Origin of the sequence: Tamlana sp. s12, assembly GCF_016767215.1 — a bacterium.
Taxonomy (GTDB): domain Bacteria; phylum Bacteroidota; class Bacteroidia; order Flavobacteriales; family Flavobacteriaceae; genus Pseudotamlana; species Pseudotamlana agarivorans.
Window position 1 is genome coordinate 2063183 of record NZ_CP068547.1, and the last position, 17185, is coordinate 2080367.

Here is a 17185-nt window from a genome sequence, read left to right on the forward strand (position 1 = left end):
CGGATTAATAGATGGAAATATTTAAGTTTGAATTCTTGTAAAGTCCCTAAAATTAATGCTTTGGAAAGCCTAATCTAACAATTATAGAAATAAGTTTAGTTCATAGGGATGTACCATCTAAAACCAAAACGAATTCCAAAGTTACTTAGGTTTCTGGTATAGCCTTCAGAGCGGTAGGCCATAATTTCTGGTTCTATATAAGCGTTATATTTTAGTTTTCCCGACCAGATGTAACCTACTCTAAAATCTATAGGCATAGCAACTTTTCCTGTGTTATAGTCGAATTGCCATTCTGGTTCTATACCAGCGTAAATACCATTGGCCCAGGTATAAAAAATATTAGGTTGTAAAACTGCGTAGTTGCTGTGTCCGTAGGTATCATTTTTGCTAATAGAAAAGAAATTTTCTAAAATCCAATACATTTGCCAGTTTCCTAGATCTGTAAAGGTAACGGTAAAGGCTGGACCAATAGACCATTGTGGAGAACCTAGTTTGTGGGAGGTGTTTGTTGGTGCAGTTAAATTCCAACCGGCACCAAATTGTCCCCATTTTTTCTTACTTACAATAAAGAACTGGTTAAGGGTTAAATCTCCTAAACCCGTAGTGCCGTCTGAAGCAGTATTTACAAAAGCAATGACTCTAATAAGTTGTGGTAAAGGAATAAGAAGTCCCTCTTTTACAGGTATGATACCTCTAAATCGAAAATTCTGAGCAAAGCCATCTTGGCCTTCAGTATCAAAAATAGCATATTCTTCTAATTGTAATTGCCAAGCCAATGTTGTAGGGTTCATAATCTCTTGAGACTGCTTAACCGATGTTTTAGATTCTGGAGAAGCTTCTTTTGATTCTTGGGCACATAAAGGCAGACTAAAAAGAATGAAAAGTACTATAAGATTTAGTTTCATAAGTATAGGATTATATACAAAGATATTTAAATTTATTTTTTTAACGCGTTAGGATAAACAATCTTTCAGTCTTATGCCATATCTGTGATATTCACTCTTATATGTGGCTTTGTTTAAAGCATGGTCAAACTTGTTTATATCGATTTTTGTAGTATTTACTAATGAAGTGGCTCAAAGATCTCCATAACATTAAACTAATCTACTATTCCTAAAAATAGTACTTAATAAAAGTAAAAGCTTTAATGGAATCCTTCTAATGCTAATCTATACATCTTTAGAACTTAGTCAATAACTATCAGAATGAGCGGGCAGAAAATATGGACTTCATCCTTCTATGAAATGCTACTTTTTCAGTATAAATATAGCCTTTGGTCTTGATCCTAGAGTTATTCACAATGAAAATCCAAATAAATACTTTAAGAAAGAATTTAAAAGTGAAAGAATTTAATTGACTAACAATTTTTAGATTACCGGATTTAAACCTGTAAAAACTTAATTTGCTACAGACAAATCAAGTACATAATACTTTTAAACATCAAAAAAAGGCAATTAAAGACAATTAGTATGAGTTGCTATAAAAAATATAAATGTTGTACCTATGTTGTACCCATACTATTTTTTAGAATAAAAAAAGGGCTTCAATTTCTTGAAACCCTTTTAGTACTTGTAGCGAGAGCGGGGATGTATCAACCCTATTTCATTACTATTTAATACCGTTCTATAGGGGTTTCAGATGTTCTTTAATGCTGTTTTGACACAAAATCAACACAGGTCACACCCTGTTTTCCCTTATTCTCTTTATATATTTATTTTTTTAATAGTTTTTTTTAAAAGACTAATAAGACAAAGTAAGACAAAGTTTGTAATTTATTGATTTAAAGTGTTTTAAAATGTATTTTTTTGTCTTGTTACTTTTTTACAATAAGACAAGATAAGACAAAACTAGTCTTATTGTCTTTTTTTGTAGCTTCTTTTTGTCTTATTTGTTGATTTTTAGATTAATTCCTTGCCTTTTTTTAGCAATTCATCATCACTTTTTCGCCTACATTCATCCAATCGGATCTCTAATTCAAATATTTTTCGTTCTAGGTTTTTAGCATCTTCGATGTTATCTGGAATAGTATTTACTTCTTTAAGCATTTTGCCTTCTTCATAAAATAACCAGTTTAAGTTAATATCATTGTAAACGGTTAGAAATTTTTCTAACGTGTCTACGCTTATATTTTTATTAGTTGAGATAGCTTTACTTAAAGTGCCATTTGATAAGCCTGATAGCCTTTCGGCAGTAGCTGGCTTAGTGTTTTTTTCTTCTAAATAAGCTTTTATACGGCTGATAAAATTCATAAACAATAGATATATTTCTATTTAAATTAGGTTTTATTAGATAAATTTCTACATTTGTAATGTTAAAAGTAACAATCAAACGTATGTTTTAACTTTTAAATGTATAAAATCACTTTTAAATAAGCAAAAAGAAAGTGTTTAACTTTTCACACACACCCTATGGAAACTTCAACAAAAACCAAAGCAGCTTTAAAATTAGAGAAAGCTCGTAAAATGTACATTGAGCTACATATACACCAAAAAATTAGACGAGACTTTGCGCTTCAAGAAATAAGTGAGAAATATTTCTATTCTATTGATCGCTTAAAACGTTTGTTACCAATTTCAGAATTTGAAAAAATTGAAATGACTTATTTAAAAAGAACAAAAAGGTATAAAAAAAACCCGAAATAATTCGGGCTTAGTTCAATGTTAGCTTTTATAAAAATAAGCGTTTTTCACACACACCCTATCATTATTTAAGCAACAAATTTAGTACACTAATCAATTAGTACACCTCTAATACGAATATAGTTCAATGAGTTATAACAGCCAAACTAATTCTGAAAAACCGCATAACCAGTATCTTAATGAAAGGTTAAAGGTTTTAAGTATATCAAGTAAATCTAATCTATTTCAATCTAAGACCGATAAGAACATCGATGAAAAGGTGTATTTCGAAGCTGACCAGTTCGGAAACATTTTAATAAATTATTTTAATCTTCACGGCAATAGAGCGCAGTTTAGAAAAAAAGGAAATAAATGGGAAGAACGTTTTGTTCGAACTCGTTTATTACAACCAAAACCCGATGCAACTGGTAAAATAAATAGATATTTATCTCCCAAAGGCAGTGGTTTGTTTCCGTTTTTTCCACCACAAATATTAGCTAAAGTTGTCAAGAAAACCAAAATAGAAACGCTGGTAATAACCGAAGGCGAGTTTAAAGCCTTTAAAGGAGCAATGCACGGCATAGATATTATTGGCATACCTAGTATTCATGGGTTTTACGATACAATTAAACACCAAAACGAAAAAATTAAGCTCCTGCATTTTGAAATTGAACAACTCATTGAAATTTGCCAAGTTCAAAACATTGTATTCCTTACCGATGCCGATACTTTAACCGTTAAATGGGAAAAGAACAAAGATTTAAAAATGCGACCACTTGCTTTTTATTCTTCTGTAAAAAATATACGCCAAGCTCTTAATCCGTTATTAACTACTGGGAAAATTAAAGGGGTTTACTTTAGTCATATTCAAAGCAGTTATAATAATGTAGGCAAAGGGTTAGATGATTTATTAGTGCGCTTAAAAGACAAAGAAAAAGACATTGCAGCCGATTTGTTGAAGCTTACTAAATCACGAACTTACTTTTCAACTCAAAATATTACAGAACACGATTATAACCGCCAATTATTAACCTATTTCGGGTTAAAATCGGTAAAGACCTTTTATGATGTTTATGGCGATTATATTGACGAACGAGAATTCAAATACAACAACGCTATTTATTATCACAATCACGAAGAAATTGTATTCGTTTATCATAACGACGTTGACGATTATATGAGAGTAGGTGGAAACTGGTACAAAGTGATACACCAGCCTAACCATTTAGGCGAATTAGAACGAGACATTGTGCCATACCCAAAAACTGAAATCGTTATGGATTATGGAAAATTTAAAGGCTTTTTAACTGGTGTAAAAAAATATGATGCCTTTACAGTTTATCCCAATTGGACTAGCGAACACGTTCAAGAAATACATAGTAGTTTTAATCTTTATGCACCAATGGCTTATGAGGCTAAAAAAGGCAACTGGATCAATACCTACAATTTTCTAAAACACATTTTTGGAGGGGTTTCGACTATTGATTTTGAAAAAGAGATTGAGCATAATACTAAAGGCGATCAGTTTTCTGTCTTTTTAGACTACCTCACGATACAACACAGAAAACCTATGCACATGTTACCAGTACCAATTTTAGTGAGTAAGCAGCAAGGAACTGGAAAAACTACCGTGTTAAAATGGTTAGCGGAAGTTTACAAAGGAAATTCGGTTGTATTGAGTGATTCGCAGTTTCAGAATAATTTTAATGCGCACTATATTTCAAAATTTGTTATTGGTATTGATGAAGCCATTATGGGAGCAGACAATGTAGAAGCTAAGAAAAATAAAGAACGTTTAAAACAACTGGTTACAGATAATACCGCACAGTTAGAAAACAAGGGCGTTAATTTAAAGAAAATACCATTTTACGGTAAAATTTTGATGACCAGTAATGACGAGGATAATTTAATGAAAATTGATGATGAAGATACGAGGTTTTTTATTGTGAAAGTGCCTCAGATTCCAACTAAAATGAAAGATCCCGATTTGTTCCTGAAAATGAAAGAGGAGATACCAGCAGTTTTACATTATTTGCAAAATCGTAAAATTTACCATAAACGCTCAGATCGTTTTTGGTTTGCTACTGAGGATATTTTAACCGAACATTTTCATACGTTAAAGGAAGCTACTAAATCACCGCTAGAAAAGGCTATCGAAGATACTATTAAAGAAATGTTTTTCCGTTTCGATAATCTTGATATCATAACCATGCACCCCGAATATTTATTGGAGAAAATAAATAAATCACGTTCTCGTAAATTTCAAATCACGCAATTAAAAGACAAGCTTAAAACAGTTTACAAGCTAGAAACTTACAAGCAAAACCGTTTTAAAGTGCCTATAAAATGGATTAAAAGAGAAGTAACAAATGTTGAAGAAATATACTTCATGGATCACAGGAGGCGATACAACGTGTACAGTAAAACAGACTGGTTAAATGAAGCTGAATTAATACCAGTTGAGCATAAAATATTTTAAAATTTTCACACACACCCAATCAATATGACAACAGAAAAACCAATGCATCCACAACCGTTAAACGATTACGAAGCTCAGATTTACGAGTATTTAAACAATTTACTACCGCATGATACCATCGTAATAAAAAGCCTTGTAAAAGAGGGTAATATTGAAAACTTTACAGAGATCGTTAAAAAATATATGCGATTCCATGTAGATACAGGAACAACGCCTTATATGAATGGTTTTTCTTTTTCTAACGATTACACTAAAATAACAAAACAATGGCAATAACAGCAATTACAACTAATGCAGAAACGGCAAATGCATTGGAAAATCATATAAAAAGAGAACAACGATCTGGACTGTCTCGTTCGTTTAATTTAAAGTCGATTACTCGTGAGGAAAACTATGTAGTTGTTTATCTAGAACCTAGTCACGATCATAAAGAAATAGATCCTACCGATATTTTTTTCTTAGGGTTTTATACTTGTTTAAATACTTAAAATTATGAGCGAAATACATATATTCAAGTCTGATAGCCATGAAAACGGCTATTTTATAGGTAATAAGTTTGTTTTTTCAAGCAACTGGTCGTTATTTAAATACAATTGTACAGAAGCAGAAATTGAAGCCTTTGAAGCCAAAGTGCCAACCAAAAAACTAAAATATTTAGAGTGGTGTCAAGCTTTTAAATTTTCAAGTACAGGTGAAGTTTATAAGGTAGGAGCTATAGAAAAAGGTAAACGTATTAGTTGTTATATAAAAAATCAAAGTAAAGAAAAAGCCTTATATATAGACTCTCAAACACTTGTTATTCCACTTGCTAAACTTTTTGGTGATTGATTATTATTTTAGTTTATTCAATTTCTATTTTATCAATTTCTTTCATCAATCTATCCGTTTCGTAAAGAGCAACAATGATTTTTTGATAATGTAAAATATCATCAAATTCTAAGGTTCTTTCTTTACGGTCTTTTAGCCATTTTTGAGCAGGTTGATAGCCACCAATGTAAAACTCCCAAGCTGTTAAAGGAACGTTGTCAAAATATTTGCTTTCGTTAATCCAAATTCTACCAAGTTGTTTATCGGTGTCGATTATTTCCCAATCTTTTTTTCCGATTTTCGTGGTTATTACATTATGGTCGTTTTCTGCATTTACTGCCATTTCATAACTGGTAATGTAATTCTCAACTTTGTTGCTTTCTAACAAATGAATTTCTCTTACTTCTTTACCAAGTTTTACTAAACTCCAAAACGTTTTCACATCTTTTGGATATGGCACTCTTGGAAAATCTATTTTTAGAAACTCTTTGTATTTTTCTCTGTAAGTAGGGGAGTGTAACACAGCATAGATGTAATCTAAAATGTCTATTGGCGCAAAAGTACCTTTAGTTTCTTCCTTTTCGTTAGTAAAAGTTAAGCCTAATTTCTCTGCAATTTCTTTTACTATTGCTTGGTTTAGGTTTGGGGTTCTCTCTGATGTTTCTTCAATAGTTTGTTGCTCACTTTTTTCTAGATATAGATATAGAGGGAAAATGCTATTAGTATTGTATGCACTGCAAGATTTGTGACCACTTTTGTATTTTGTAATGAAACAACTTGCTACTTCTCGTTCTGGTACTTGCTTAGGTAATATCAAAGCATTATTAGCTCCTGAAATATCTTTCATTATTTCAGGCTGTGGACTTGAATATAAGCCTCTGGAATTACCAGTATAACAAGACCACCTGTAATCAAACGGACGATATGTTACTTTCTGAAAGTCACTATCTTTTGAATTAAATGCATCACTCTTCGCTGTGACATAAGTCCAATCTCTTGAATCTTTAAGCCTTTTATATTTTACTCTCCAATTTGATTCTTCAAGCAATTGCAATTCCTCAATTTTTAATTTTTGTTCTTCTTTGCTAAAAGAAATATTAACTAAGTCATTAGCAGAAACAAAACCTGCGGATCTTGATTTAAAGATATTATTTATAGAAAATCCTTTTTCATAAGTTTCTCTTCCCTCTTCATTATTATTTACGAAAAAGAAATTTGGTTTATTTGGCTCAAGTTTTTCGAAACCAATTGATTTCAAATCATTATCAAACAAAAAATCATATTTTAATTCTCGTTTTCCGTACAAATCGTAATGAAACACTGTTCCTAATTCATTCATTTTTTTCTTACCTGTTTTCACAAACATAGTAATGGCAACACCTTGCATAATGTCAAATACATTTTGGTCGGGCGAACCATCGGGGCAAGTTTCTTTTTTCTTGCTATTACCGTGAAGATCTATGGTATAAATTTTATCATAGGTTTTAAGCAAATTCCAACGCATTCCTCTAAAGGTTGGGTTGTCTAAAAAACCGTGAGGATTAATAAAGGCTAAAACACCACTTCCGTTTTTTTCTATATAATGTTGGCTGTAACGTATAAATTTTACATAATCATCATTTAACCAATGTTTACGCTCTTTGAAATGAACTCCATCTACATACTTATAATCTTCAATTAAATCACTTATCCATTTTCCATTGTTGGAAGATAAACCACTATAAGGCGGATTTCCAATAACACACATTACGGGTGTATCACGTTTAATATGATTGGCTTCATTGGCTTCACTACTTAACCAATTAGAAAATAAAGTTCCTGTATCTTTATGATGTTCTTCTAAAGAGTTAGTTAAGAAAATATTTAAACGTTGGTTTTTAGTTGATTTATAACCAGTTTCGGTTAATAACATATCTAATTTTAGATGTGCCATCGAGTAGGATGCCATTAATAACTCAAAACCGTTTAGTCTTGGTATTAAATGTGCTTCTACGTAGCCACTCCAAGCACCTTTCATTGCTTTGAAGTTTTTATTGTAAATGAATTTAACAACTTCTGCTAAAAACGTTCCTGTTCCTGTTGCTGGGTCAAGTATTTGTACTTTATGTACTTCTTTTTCTATTTGTTTGTAACCAGTTGCAGAACGTTTATCGGCAACATCTGTATTAATTTTAATTTTTGTTTTACTGGTATCTGCCAAACCTTGTGGTAAATCAAATTCCGTTTTTAAAATATCATCAACTGCTCGAACTATAAAATTTACAACTGGTTCTGGTGTGTACCAAACACCTCTTGCTTTACGTAATTTTGGGTCGTATTCTGCCAAGAAGGTTTCGTAAAAATGAATTATAGGGTCATGCATTTGAGTTGCCTTTCCAAAATTCTTTAAAAGTTGTTCAACGTTTGTAGCTCTAAAAACTTCTGCAAGGTTGTCAACTACAGTTACAATTCTTTCATCAATATCTGGTCCAGCGATATAGCCAAAAAGTTTACGTAAAAAAGGATTTGATTTAGGTATTAACTCCGCTGCTTCTTGTCGGCTAAAATCGTCTAAAGTATGGTCGTGTAATCTAGCAGCGAACATTCCGTAAGCCAAAGTTTGTGCGTAAATGTCCGCAAAATCTTTAGGTTTTAAATCGTGAATTAATATCTGTTTGAAGGTGTCGTATTGTCCTTTTAAGGAAGTGTTTTCTTGTGTTTCTTCATCAGATGTAATTGCTCTTTCTAGAATGTCTTGTAATAAACGAGCTTTTCCAGCCATCATTTCCGCCAATTTTTTTGACGATTTAATGGTTTGTCCAATGTGAGTAGAAAAGTCTTTTATTAAGTTCTCAAACTTTGAAAAGTTTTCGGGAATTGGTTTAACTGAATTGTTTTCAATTTCTCCAATTTTGATTTCGTGAACTAATTCTCCGTTTTGGAAGAATTGAAACCAGATGTAATCTGTAATTATTAGATTGTCAAGTGCTTTTTTGTAACGACCAAATTGTTCTTTGTAAGATTTACTGTTTAGGTCTTTACCAATATCTTTTGCCTCTATATAACCAACAGGGATTTTTCCTTTTGTAATTACATAATCTGGGTTTCCGCAATCGGTTACGTTTGCAGGTTCGTTTGTTATTTCAATTCCTTTTACTAATTCTCTAATTAGTGTTTCTAAATCTCCTCTATACGAATGTTCTCTTGATATTCCAGATTGAAGTCTTTTACTTACTATTTCTACGTATTCTTTTATTGTCATTTTCTATTTTCAATCTTTGGTCAGCGTTGGCTAAAAATAGCTCTTTTGTTTTTTATTGCGTTGGCTTTTGCGAGGAAAAAAACAAATGTGCTATTTGTGCGGTGGCTTTTTTCAGCTTGTTGTACAACGGTCTTGTGTATGAAAAGTAGCGCTGAAAATAAGCGATAACTTTTCGGATGAAACACAAGCCAAATTTAAAAATTTGGCGATTTCCTAAAAACGCCCGAACCTTTGTGTTAGCAACGACTCGCGCTATTTTTATATACTTTGTTGGCAATAGTTTTTTATATTAATTCATTCCCATTCCATTCTTTAGACTCAGGATTAGGGTCAGAATAAAACCTTGATTTTACTGTGATGTTTTTAATCTTATAGCTTATTTCAGAAGGAAGTTGAACACCTTTTTCCACAACGTAATCAATTTTTATATCTGCGTGATAAGGATTTTCTACAGGTTTTGCAAGTGGACTATAAACAGTTCTTAGTCCACTATCTTCTATTTCAGAAGCTTTTAATAGGGAAAAGCCAAAATAACTTCGTCTTTCACTTGTGTTCTCAAAAATTTTTGCGAGTTTTTTTAAGAAAATTGGTGTCGTAAAATCTAATCTGTTTACTGAAATTTCATCTTCTCCAGCTTTAGGTTTATAAAAACTGTTGTTTAATTTTTTTCCGTTCTTGTGTAGGTTTATAGGCGAATAAACAGCACGAATTATTGACTCAGTTCCACTAATTTTATTTGGAAGAGATATTTTTTGATTTTTATTCTTAGAATTAAATAGCTTGAATAAATTCAGAAAGTTTTTTAGCCTCTTTAGCATTAATTAATTTATTGTTGAAAAACATAACATTTGTTGAAGCCATTTCTACAAAATAAGAAAATGAATTATTTCCTATTTCTAATGAGACCATTTCATTTTCTGAATTTTCCCATTCAAAAGTAATAGTACCATTAGGGTTTGGATGAAAGTCACTTACAGTACAAAAAATATTTTCTCCAATCAAATCTAAAAGCTGAATTGAATTTGTTGCACTTTCTATTTCTAAAGGAACAGCACCATAACCATCCCAACTTTCAGTTAAAGATTTAAATGAAAGAATGCTTTTAAGTAAAGAGTTTTTTGAAATTTTTCTTTTGGAAATAACATTAATATTGTTAATGTACTTAACTAAACCTTGATTGATAGTTTCGTTATACTCAAAGGTTGTTGTTATTTCATTCTTATTTGAATTTTCAAATTTAAACGATTCAATAGCAGAAACCTCATTAGTTGATACTAAACTAGCACCAACTAATAAAGATGTTAGAAAGACGTTGTTTTTAGAAGCTATTGTAGGATTCAGTTTTGATTGTTCAAAAACATATCCAGAAAAACCTTGTACTTCTTCTAAAGTTCTTTCATTGTCTATAATTTCAATTTTAGCCATTTAAAAGTTGTTTTGTATTATCATTAATTAACCAATTAAAGATATTAAAAATTTCTGAATTCATTAATTTTGATTCAGATATAATATTTTTTGTTTCAATTACTTCTTGACTGTATAAATCAATGTCTATTATTAATTGTCCTAATTCGGCATTAAGTTGTGGTGGAATATTTAAACCATATTTAATATTAAGATATTTATCTTCTTCTTTATAATTTAAAGATTGTATACTATGGTTAATTAAATTTCTATTAGGAAAATCCTGAATATGTCCAACTAAATTTGGATTAATTAAGAAGTTTAAAATATCCGAAGGATTTTCATTATTCTTAAACTCAACGATATTAATCTTTCTTATAGCTAATCTCTTAATAGAATTTATTTTACATAAATCTAAAAAAGTGATAATATTATTTATATCCTGTATTAAATTTTCAAAGGAAACATAAGAACTCCCTCCAATTGTAAAACTTAATCCCGTTTCATTAATATCAATAATACGTTGTCCATTTTCGGATTTCATATTTATATTATGACCATTGTTTATCTCTTGAAAATTTGCATTTTCGTTATTGAGAATAATCTCAAAGCCTTTTCCTTTTCCTCCAGTTAGTCTAGGGAAATTATTTTTGAAAATTTGCCCTATTTCAGATTCTTTAGATTCTAAATTTAGACATTTTTCAAATTGTAGTTGAAAAACTACAGTTTTAAGAAAATTCTTGTTGTACTTTTTATGTTCTACTTTTGGAAATCCAAACACTTTTTCGATATAGTTTATAATTGTTTACAAAAATACATTTTAATATCTTAATAAAAAATCAAAATTTATTATCTTTAAATAGGGTTCTGTTAAATTATTGCCAACGTGTTTGTATATGGTTTGTTGCGTGGTTAAGCAACTAAGTTAGCAAATAAAAACCGAATAGAAAATTCGCGAGAATTTTCGTAAGTAGGCTTGAACTAGCCATTAATTATACACCTTGTTGCAAAATGTTATTTTCTCTAATTTTATCTGAATAATTAAAACTTAACTTTTATTTAAATTTAAAAAATATGAAAATGTATTTTCATATTTACTATTCTTTTTATCCTTTAGTTTATCAGATAGTTGTAATACACTTTCTGTTAAAATAGGACTAACTCCACTTAAAAATGAAATTAGTGCTGGTGATAAACCAGGAACAAATCCAACATAGGCGGAACTTGCTCCAACTGCAAATCTGATAGTGTTTTTTATGGATTTATTCAGAATTTTATTTTGAGATTGCTGATAATTATAAAATTCTGGAATTATTTTTTTTCCAATCAATTTGTTAATCTCAGTTAAATCATTTTTTGAGAAATTCGTATTTACTATATCATTGATTTCTTTAAATAATCCATTTCTCATATTATAAAGTTCTCTCAAACACCTTTCTTTATAATTTAAAATTTCTGAAATGGAAACTTGTCTAAGTTGATTGTCATTTATGAAAATGTTAGATGATTTAAAAAGTAAATTATTTAAATTCATCAATTTGTAATCATTCGTATTATTCCACTCAGTATTAAAGTCTTTATCGCTATTTAGTTTTGATTTTTCAATTTTATATTGATAATAATTATGAATGTTATCGTCAATAATAATTGGAATTAAATTGAATTTTTCTGTTAGCGCTAATTTTTTATTCACTTTGGCAACGATACTGAAAAATTGTCTTTCATATTCGTATTTAAGGCTCTCTTTATCATTTTTAAATGTAGAATTATATTTTACTTGGGGAAAGTATTTAAAAGTTGTGAGTTCAGGAAGTGATGGACTAGGAATGAACATATCGGGTGTTTTTGATATTTCATTTACAAATAGTGGTTTTACAATATCAATTGAATTAGAATCATTAACATCGAAGTCATATGCTATTTTTAATGGAATAGCATTTTTCATATAAAAATCAGTGCTTTTATAATCTATAATTTTTATATGCTCTTTGTTTATTGCTTTTTCAAACTTATCAAATAACCGATCCTCTTTTTTTTTAAACTTTTCACTGTTAAAATAAGGTAATACATCAGTTAAAACAATTGGGTCAGATCCATGTTCTTTAGAATTTTGAGGCATTCTTATAACACTTGCTATTGCAAGTTGGTCTTTTGTTAACTCAGGCTCTTTTAGATAACTATATTTTTTAAGAACTTGATGTCCATCCAAACTATACAAAGTCTTCGTGTCTTTCTCGATTTTATATTTGTAACAAATCGCGCCCTTTTCAAGAAAAAAATTATTATCCTCTGGAGGAGTAAAGTGAAGTTCATCAAAAATAAGTAATAATCTTTTTAATTGTAAATCGTTTAATGGTTTATGATGAACTATTGAACCTTTTAAGCCTTTATCAATGTCAAACATATTCATAGAATTTTTATCTTTTTGGTAATATTTTGAAACGGTCTCGTGTATGATTTGTGGCGTGTTTAGGCACCGAATTTCGTAATTAAGCCCAAACTAGCCATTAATTATACACCGTGTTGGCTGTAGTTTTTTATTTTATAATCTTTCTTGATAAGGAATAAACATGATATTCGATGGTGAAATTTTCATCGAATTTGATATTAATTTTAACTTTAACGTCGTCATATTTCAATAGATATTTTAAAGATTCTTTGGGTAAGAATAATTTCTTTTGTGAAATAGGGTCAAAATAGCAATAAAAGTTATCTTTCAAGATAAGATTTTTAGAATTGTCATTTAAATCTAAAATTGAAACATTTAAAATTTCATTTAATTCTTCGATATTTGTTATCCTAATATCTTTTGTTCTAAAAATTTCTTGACCACTGTATTCTTTTAAATATTTTTTCGGTGTTTTAAAGTATTCAAAATAAATATTCTCTCTCCAACCGCTATAATTTTCAATTAATTCGCCTCTTCCTGTATTCTGAGAAAAATTAAATTCTCCATTACCAAGATAAGTACGGTCTAATTGCATAGAGCTCCAATATTCATTAGCAGATATAATTTCTCCGTTTATAATTTTTGTACAGTACTTATATACATCTTCATTATAATTGTAAAAATAAGATTTATTTATTCTGATTTCATTGTTTTTAAAATTATCAACATTAGATAACATTTTAAGTTCTTCGAAATTAATTGCAAATAAATATTTTTGAAGAAATTCAATGTCATTTGTTAGTATTTTAGGCAGGTATTTATCGAAAGAGGATGTAAAAGAATTATTATCAATTTGCTCTAATATTTCTTCATTGATAACCTTCAATATCGTTTCTTTTGAAAAAATTTTTTCAATATGAAATTTATCACAATCATGTTGATAATAATTATTTTTTATAATAATATAATAATTTTCTTTCATTTCATTAAATTACAGCCAACTACTGAATAAACCAATGTTTGAATATTATTGGTTCTAGTTATTCTGTGTAATTCGAGTTGATTATTAATTTCAATAAATAAGCAAACAATATACAACTATTTAAGAATTACAGTAGCATCTTCCCACTCTAAAAATTCTTTTTTTATTGGAGTTTCTTCTAGTGTTTCTGAAATTGGTGCATCGTCCATTTGCACAAGCCCTTGATCGTACACATTAAACTTTAGTTTTGTTAGGTCGTTGCTTTGGTATCTGTTTTTATTGTGTACAATCACATTGTCTTTAAAATCCTCACCTTTTAAGCCTTTCATAATTATATCGCCATCAAATCCTGCTTTTGCACCACCTCGCATGCTGCCAGTAACGGTACGCTGAAAAATTGAGAATATTAATTTACCATTATAAGCTTTTCGTAAATCGTTATCAAAATCTAGTTTTGCAGCTTCAAAAATCTTGTTCCAGCTATCAATTAAAATCACATCATAATTCGGGATCAAACTATCTAAAAGCTGTTTTTCTTTGCCTTTGTCAAGCTCGCCAACGGTATCAATGTTATTCATGTTTTGTGGCTCGATATACTGCTTTACTTTATCCTGAAATAAGGTGCTTTGTGGGTGTTCTTCCAAACTAATAAAAAGGACTTTGTAATTCTTAGCCATTTCGTTTGCTAATTGAAACAGGAAGCGTGTTTTTCCTGCGCCCTGTTCAGCATCAATAGTACAAGCCACCGATCCAACTGGTTTAACCTCAATATCACCTAAAAACTTACCTAAATCGCCACCAATTATAAATGATCCATTACTTTGTACTTCATGGTTTATTTTAGTCACTAAAGGGTTGCTTTGTGGCTGTGGTGTTTCTATTATGGTTGCTACTGGTTTTTCTACTTCAATAATTATAGGAGTTACAACTTCAATAGTTTCAGGTTCAATAATGCCATTTAAAGCATGGGTTTTATTTCCATTAACAATGTCGTTGTATTCCTTTTTAAGATGCAAGGCTGTAGTGCTTTTTCTAACGCCATTAATCGCTTTTCTAATAAAATCAAAACTAACACCATGGGCTTTTTTTAAGGCTTCCATGGCTTTTCTATCGTACTTTATATTAGTGGTTTTTGATTTTTTTAATCCAAATAACGCCAGTTGTCCTGATTTGCTTTTAGGTTTTGGCAGGACTACTTTTTTAGTAGAAGTATCTGTAGTCTGCTTTTTAGGTTTTGGGGGTTCAGGATTTAAGAATCGTTTTAATGTTGATATATTATATTTTACAATTTTATTGATTTGAAAAACGTCTTTTCCATTAAAATTATACTCATTCCAAGCCGTGTTATACTGGTAATCTTCTAATCTTGAAAGCATAAATGTTAACTGATCTTTACTAAGTCTATCAGTCGTTGTTTTATAGATTTTTTCATAAATATAAACTGGTACATTTACGTAAACAGGCTTTTTTTCGTCTCTTATATAACCGTTATTAAAATGCAGTAATGTAAAATGCCTGTTCTCTACAAGATCCAACATGTTTTTAGCTGCATTGCTTAATGTTTTGTCTGTAAAACTTGTTAAACGGTTTAATTGCTGTGTCGGGTTGCTAAATATTTGTTTCTCGAATTTTTTAGGTAAATCATTTAAAACGAATAGTGTTTTTTCGGGTGTTTTTCGTTTTGTATGTTCAGCTCTAATTTTCTCAATGTACGTTTGGATTTTATCACTCCAAAGAATGTCGTTTGCGTATTCTTTAGATATTTGTTTTAGCTGAATATTAGTTAGTTTTTTAGGATCAATTAACTTCTCAATAAGTAATTCCTTTTTCTTTTTTTTAGCTGCGCCTTTAGCTTTAATTTCTTTGGAAATTTCATCGAATTCTTTCCAGTAGGCAGGATCTCCATTTTCATCAAAATTTAAAATATAATCGGCTGCCTTTTGACTTTGGGCTGCTGCTTTAAAAATAGCTTTATGATTATCTTGTAGCTCTTTTTTAACGCCTTTAGCCCAACCTTTAATGTAGGATGCGTTGTTCTTTAAATTGGCTAACATAATGCCGCTTTCAGCATTTAGAAATATAGCTCCAATTTCGGCAACCAATTCTTCTAAGGCATATTGACCATCATATTTATTTGCTCCACGTTCAAAGCCTGCAATATTTCGTCTGTTGGTTCTGCTTGCATGTCCTGTGGCGTGTATAAATTCATGAAATGCTATACCGTACCAACTTTCAACGGCATCAAATTGAGATTTTAAAGGCATAACAACGGTATCGCTGTTCGGGTTGTAATGCGGTGATTCCTTTGTTTTTTGATCTAAATGCCTTGTTTCAAAATTTGGTTTATTGGGCATGTGTTTTAAAACTAAATCGGCTGCTAAAATTTTCTTTTCAGTAGATTTAATGTCCTTTTCTTTTAGCTTTAATTTGGCTCTTTTAGCATCAAAATCAATGTTTTCAATGTCTCGCTCGTTAAATACATTGTAGTACTTTAAAAAGCCAATTTTGCGTAAATCTTTATCGTCTTGACCTAACTGGTTTTTGAGTTGCTTGTATCGTTTTTCTGAAATGGTTTTGCCTTTATACGTGTAGACAAAATTATAATAAATGGCTTGCTGAGAAAGTGATCCTTTTTTTACTTTTCCTTTTTCCTCTTTAATTTGTTTAAATGTGAGCCAAAACAAACGGTTATCGGTTATCACTTCAGTAATGCCTTCTTCAAATTCACCATTACTATTGATGTAAACTTTACCTCTAGTTTCGTCGGTATGATAACGGTACATAGACAATACCAGTGCATTAATCCCTCGATAATATTTTTCGGACTGGTAATTCATAGGCAGATTTGCAAATGTGAAAGACGTGTCTTTTGCTTTGTTAAATCCTGCGCTCCATGGTAACTCGCCACTTTCATCAATAATCTTGATGAATTTATTGGTTATCATTTTATAAATATCTTCGTTTGATATTCTTTTTCCCAAGCCCTCAGCTTCGGTTAAACCGAATTGCTTTTCCTGATCAGGGGAAATAAACGGAATGCCTAAAGCAGAAAAACTCTCGTAGTACTCTACGGTTTTTACTTTGGTAAAATCGAAACCCTGTTCATTAGGGTAGGCTGCCAGTAAAGCCCTTAATTTATTGGCAACATGTTCGGCATGTTCTAATTCAGCTCGTTCTGCAAAAGTCATTAAATCATGTCTTGAAATTTGTTTGCCTGCTAAACCATTGTATTCGGTAACTATTTTGTTATAAGCTGTTTTCATGA

General features: G+C 30.4%; 14 protein-coding genes. 5 read left to right on the plus strand and 9 right to left on the minus strand.

Annotated elements, in window-relative coordinates:
- Nucleotides 1-95 precede the first annotated feature (95 nt).
- Together JJL45_RS09055 and JJL45_RS09060 are read right to left on the minus strand one after the other, a co-directional pair.
- Entirely contained in the window at nt 96-905 is an 810-nt protein-coding gene (locus tag JJL45_RS09055) for a hypothetical protein (RefSeq protein ID WP_068604546.1), read from the minus strand.
- A 993-nt stretch (nt 906-1898) separates the two neighbouring features.
- The gene (locus tag JJL45_RS09060) at nt 1899-2249 is read right to left on the minus strand and encodes a helix-turn-helix domain-containing protein (protein ID WP_068604544.1); all 351 of its coding nucleotides are present in this window, start codon (nt 2247-2249) and stop codon (nt 1899-1901) included.
- Between the two features lie 159 nt (nt 2250-2408).
- Between JJL45_RS09060 and JJL45_RS09065 the strand changes: the two genes are divergently transcribed.
- From JJL45_RS09065 to JJL45_RS09085, 5 genes are all read left to right on the plus strand, one after another.
- Nucleotides 2409-2642 carry a hypothetical protein gene (locus JJL45_RS09065; RefSeq protein ID WP_068604542.1) on the plus strand — a complete coding sequence of 78 codons (234 nt, stop codon included), beginning with the start codon at nt 2409-2411 and terminating at the stop codon, nt 2640-2642.
- 124 nt (nt 2643-2766) lie between these two features.
- A complete protein-coding gene (locus tag JJL45_RS09070) occupies nt 2767-5097 on the plus strand; it encodes a DUF5906 domain-containing protein (RefSeq protein ID WP_068604539.1) in 2331 nt (776 codons plus the stop codon).
- 24 nt (nt 5098-5121) lie between these two features.
- Nucleotides 5122-5373 (plus strand): hypothetical protein, encoded by a 252-nt coding sequence (locus tag JJL45_RS09075; protein WP_068604537.1) that lies wholly within the window; start codon nt 5122-5124, stop codon nt 5371-5373.
- Nucleotides 5364-5585, plus strand: coding sequence for a hypothetical protein (locus tag JJL45_RS09080; protein ID WP_068604536.1), 222 nt, complete (start codon nt 5364-5366; stop codon nt 5583-5585). Before JJL45_RS09075 ends, JJL45_RS09080 begins: the two co-directional genes overlap by 10 nt.
- Before the next feature lie 4 nt (nt 5586-5589).
- Complete coding sequence (locus tag JJL45_RS09085; protein WP_068604534.1) at nt 5590-5925, plus strand: hypothetical protein; 336 nt, start codon at nt 5590-5592, stop codon at nt 5923-5925.
- Nucleotides 5926-5938: 13 nt separating this feature from the next.
- On the opposite strand, the gene JJL45_RS09090 is transcribed toward JJL45_RS09085, so the two are convergent.
- From JJL45_RS09090 to JJL45_RS09120, 7 genes are all read right to left on the minus strand, one after another.
- On the minus strand, nt 5939-9145 hold the full coding sequence (locus JJL45_RS09090; protein WP_068604532.1) for a type ISP restriction/modification enzyme: 3207 nt from the start codon (nt 9143-9145) through the stop codon (nt 5939-5941).
- A gap of 284 nt (nt 9146-9429) precedes the next feature.
- The gene (locus tag JJL45_RS09095; protein ID WP_068604530.1) at nt 9430-9963 is read right to left on the minus strand and encodes a hypothetical protein; all 534 of its coding nucleotides are present in this window, start codon (nt 9961-9963) and stop codon (nt 9430-9432) included.
- Entirely contained in the window at nt 9917-10570 is a 654-nt protein-coding gene (locus tag JJL45_RS09100) for a hypothetical protein (protein WP_068604528.1), read from the minus strand. The genes JJL45_RS09095 and JJL45_RS09100 overlap by 47 nt, the downstream gene beginning before the upstream one ends.
- Complete coding sequence (locus JJL45_RS09105; protein WP_068604526.1) at nt 10563-11330, minus strand: TIGR04255 family protein; 768 nt, start codon at nt 11328-11330, stop codon at nt 10563-10565. Before JJL45_RS09105 ends, JJL45_RS09100 begins: the two co-directional genes overlap by 8 nt.
- A 267-nt stretch (nt 11331-11597) precedes the next feature.
- A complete protein-coding gene (locus JJL45_RS09110; RefSeq protein ID WP_202664111.1) occupies nt 11598-12953 on the minus strand; it encodes a hypothetical protein in 1356 nt (451 codons plus the stop codon).
- A 133-nt stretch (nt 12954-13086) separates the two neighbouring features.
- Nucleotides 13087-13920: a hypothetical protein gene (locus JJL45_RS09115; protein WP_068604521.1), complete on the minus strand. Its 834-nt coding sequence runs from the start codon at nt 13918-13920 to the stop codon at nt 13087-13089.
- 116 nt (nt 13921-14036) lie between these two features.
- Nucleotides 14037-17183: a zincin-like metallopeptidase domain-containing protein gene (locus JJL45_RS09120; protein ID WP_068604519.1), complete on the minus strand. Its 3147-nt coding sequence runs from the start codon at nt 17181-17183 to the stop codon at nt 14037-14039.
- Nucleotides 17184-17185: the final 2 nt, after the last annotated feature.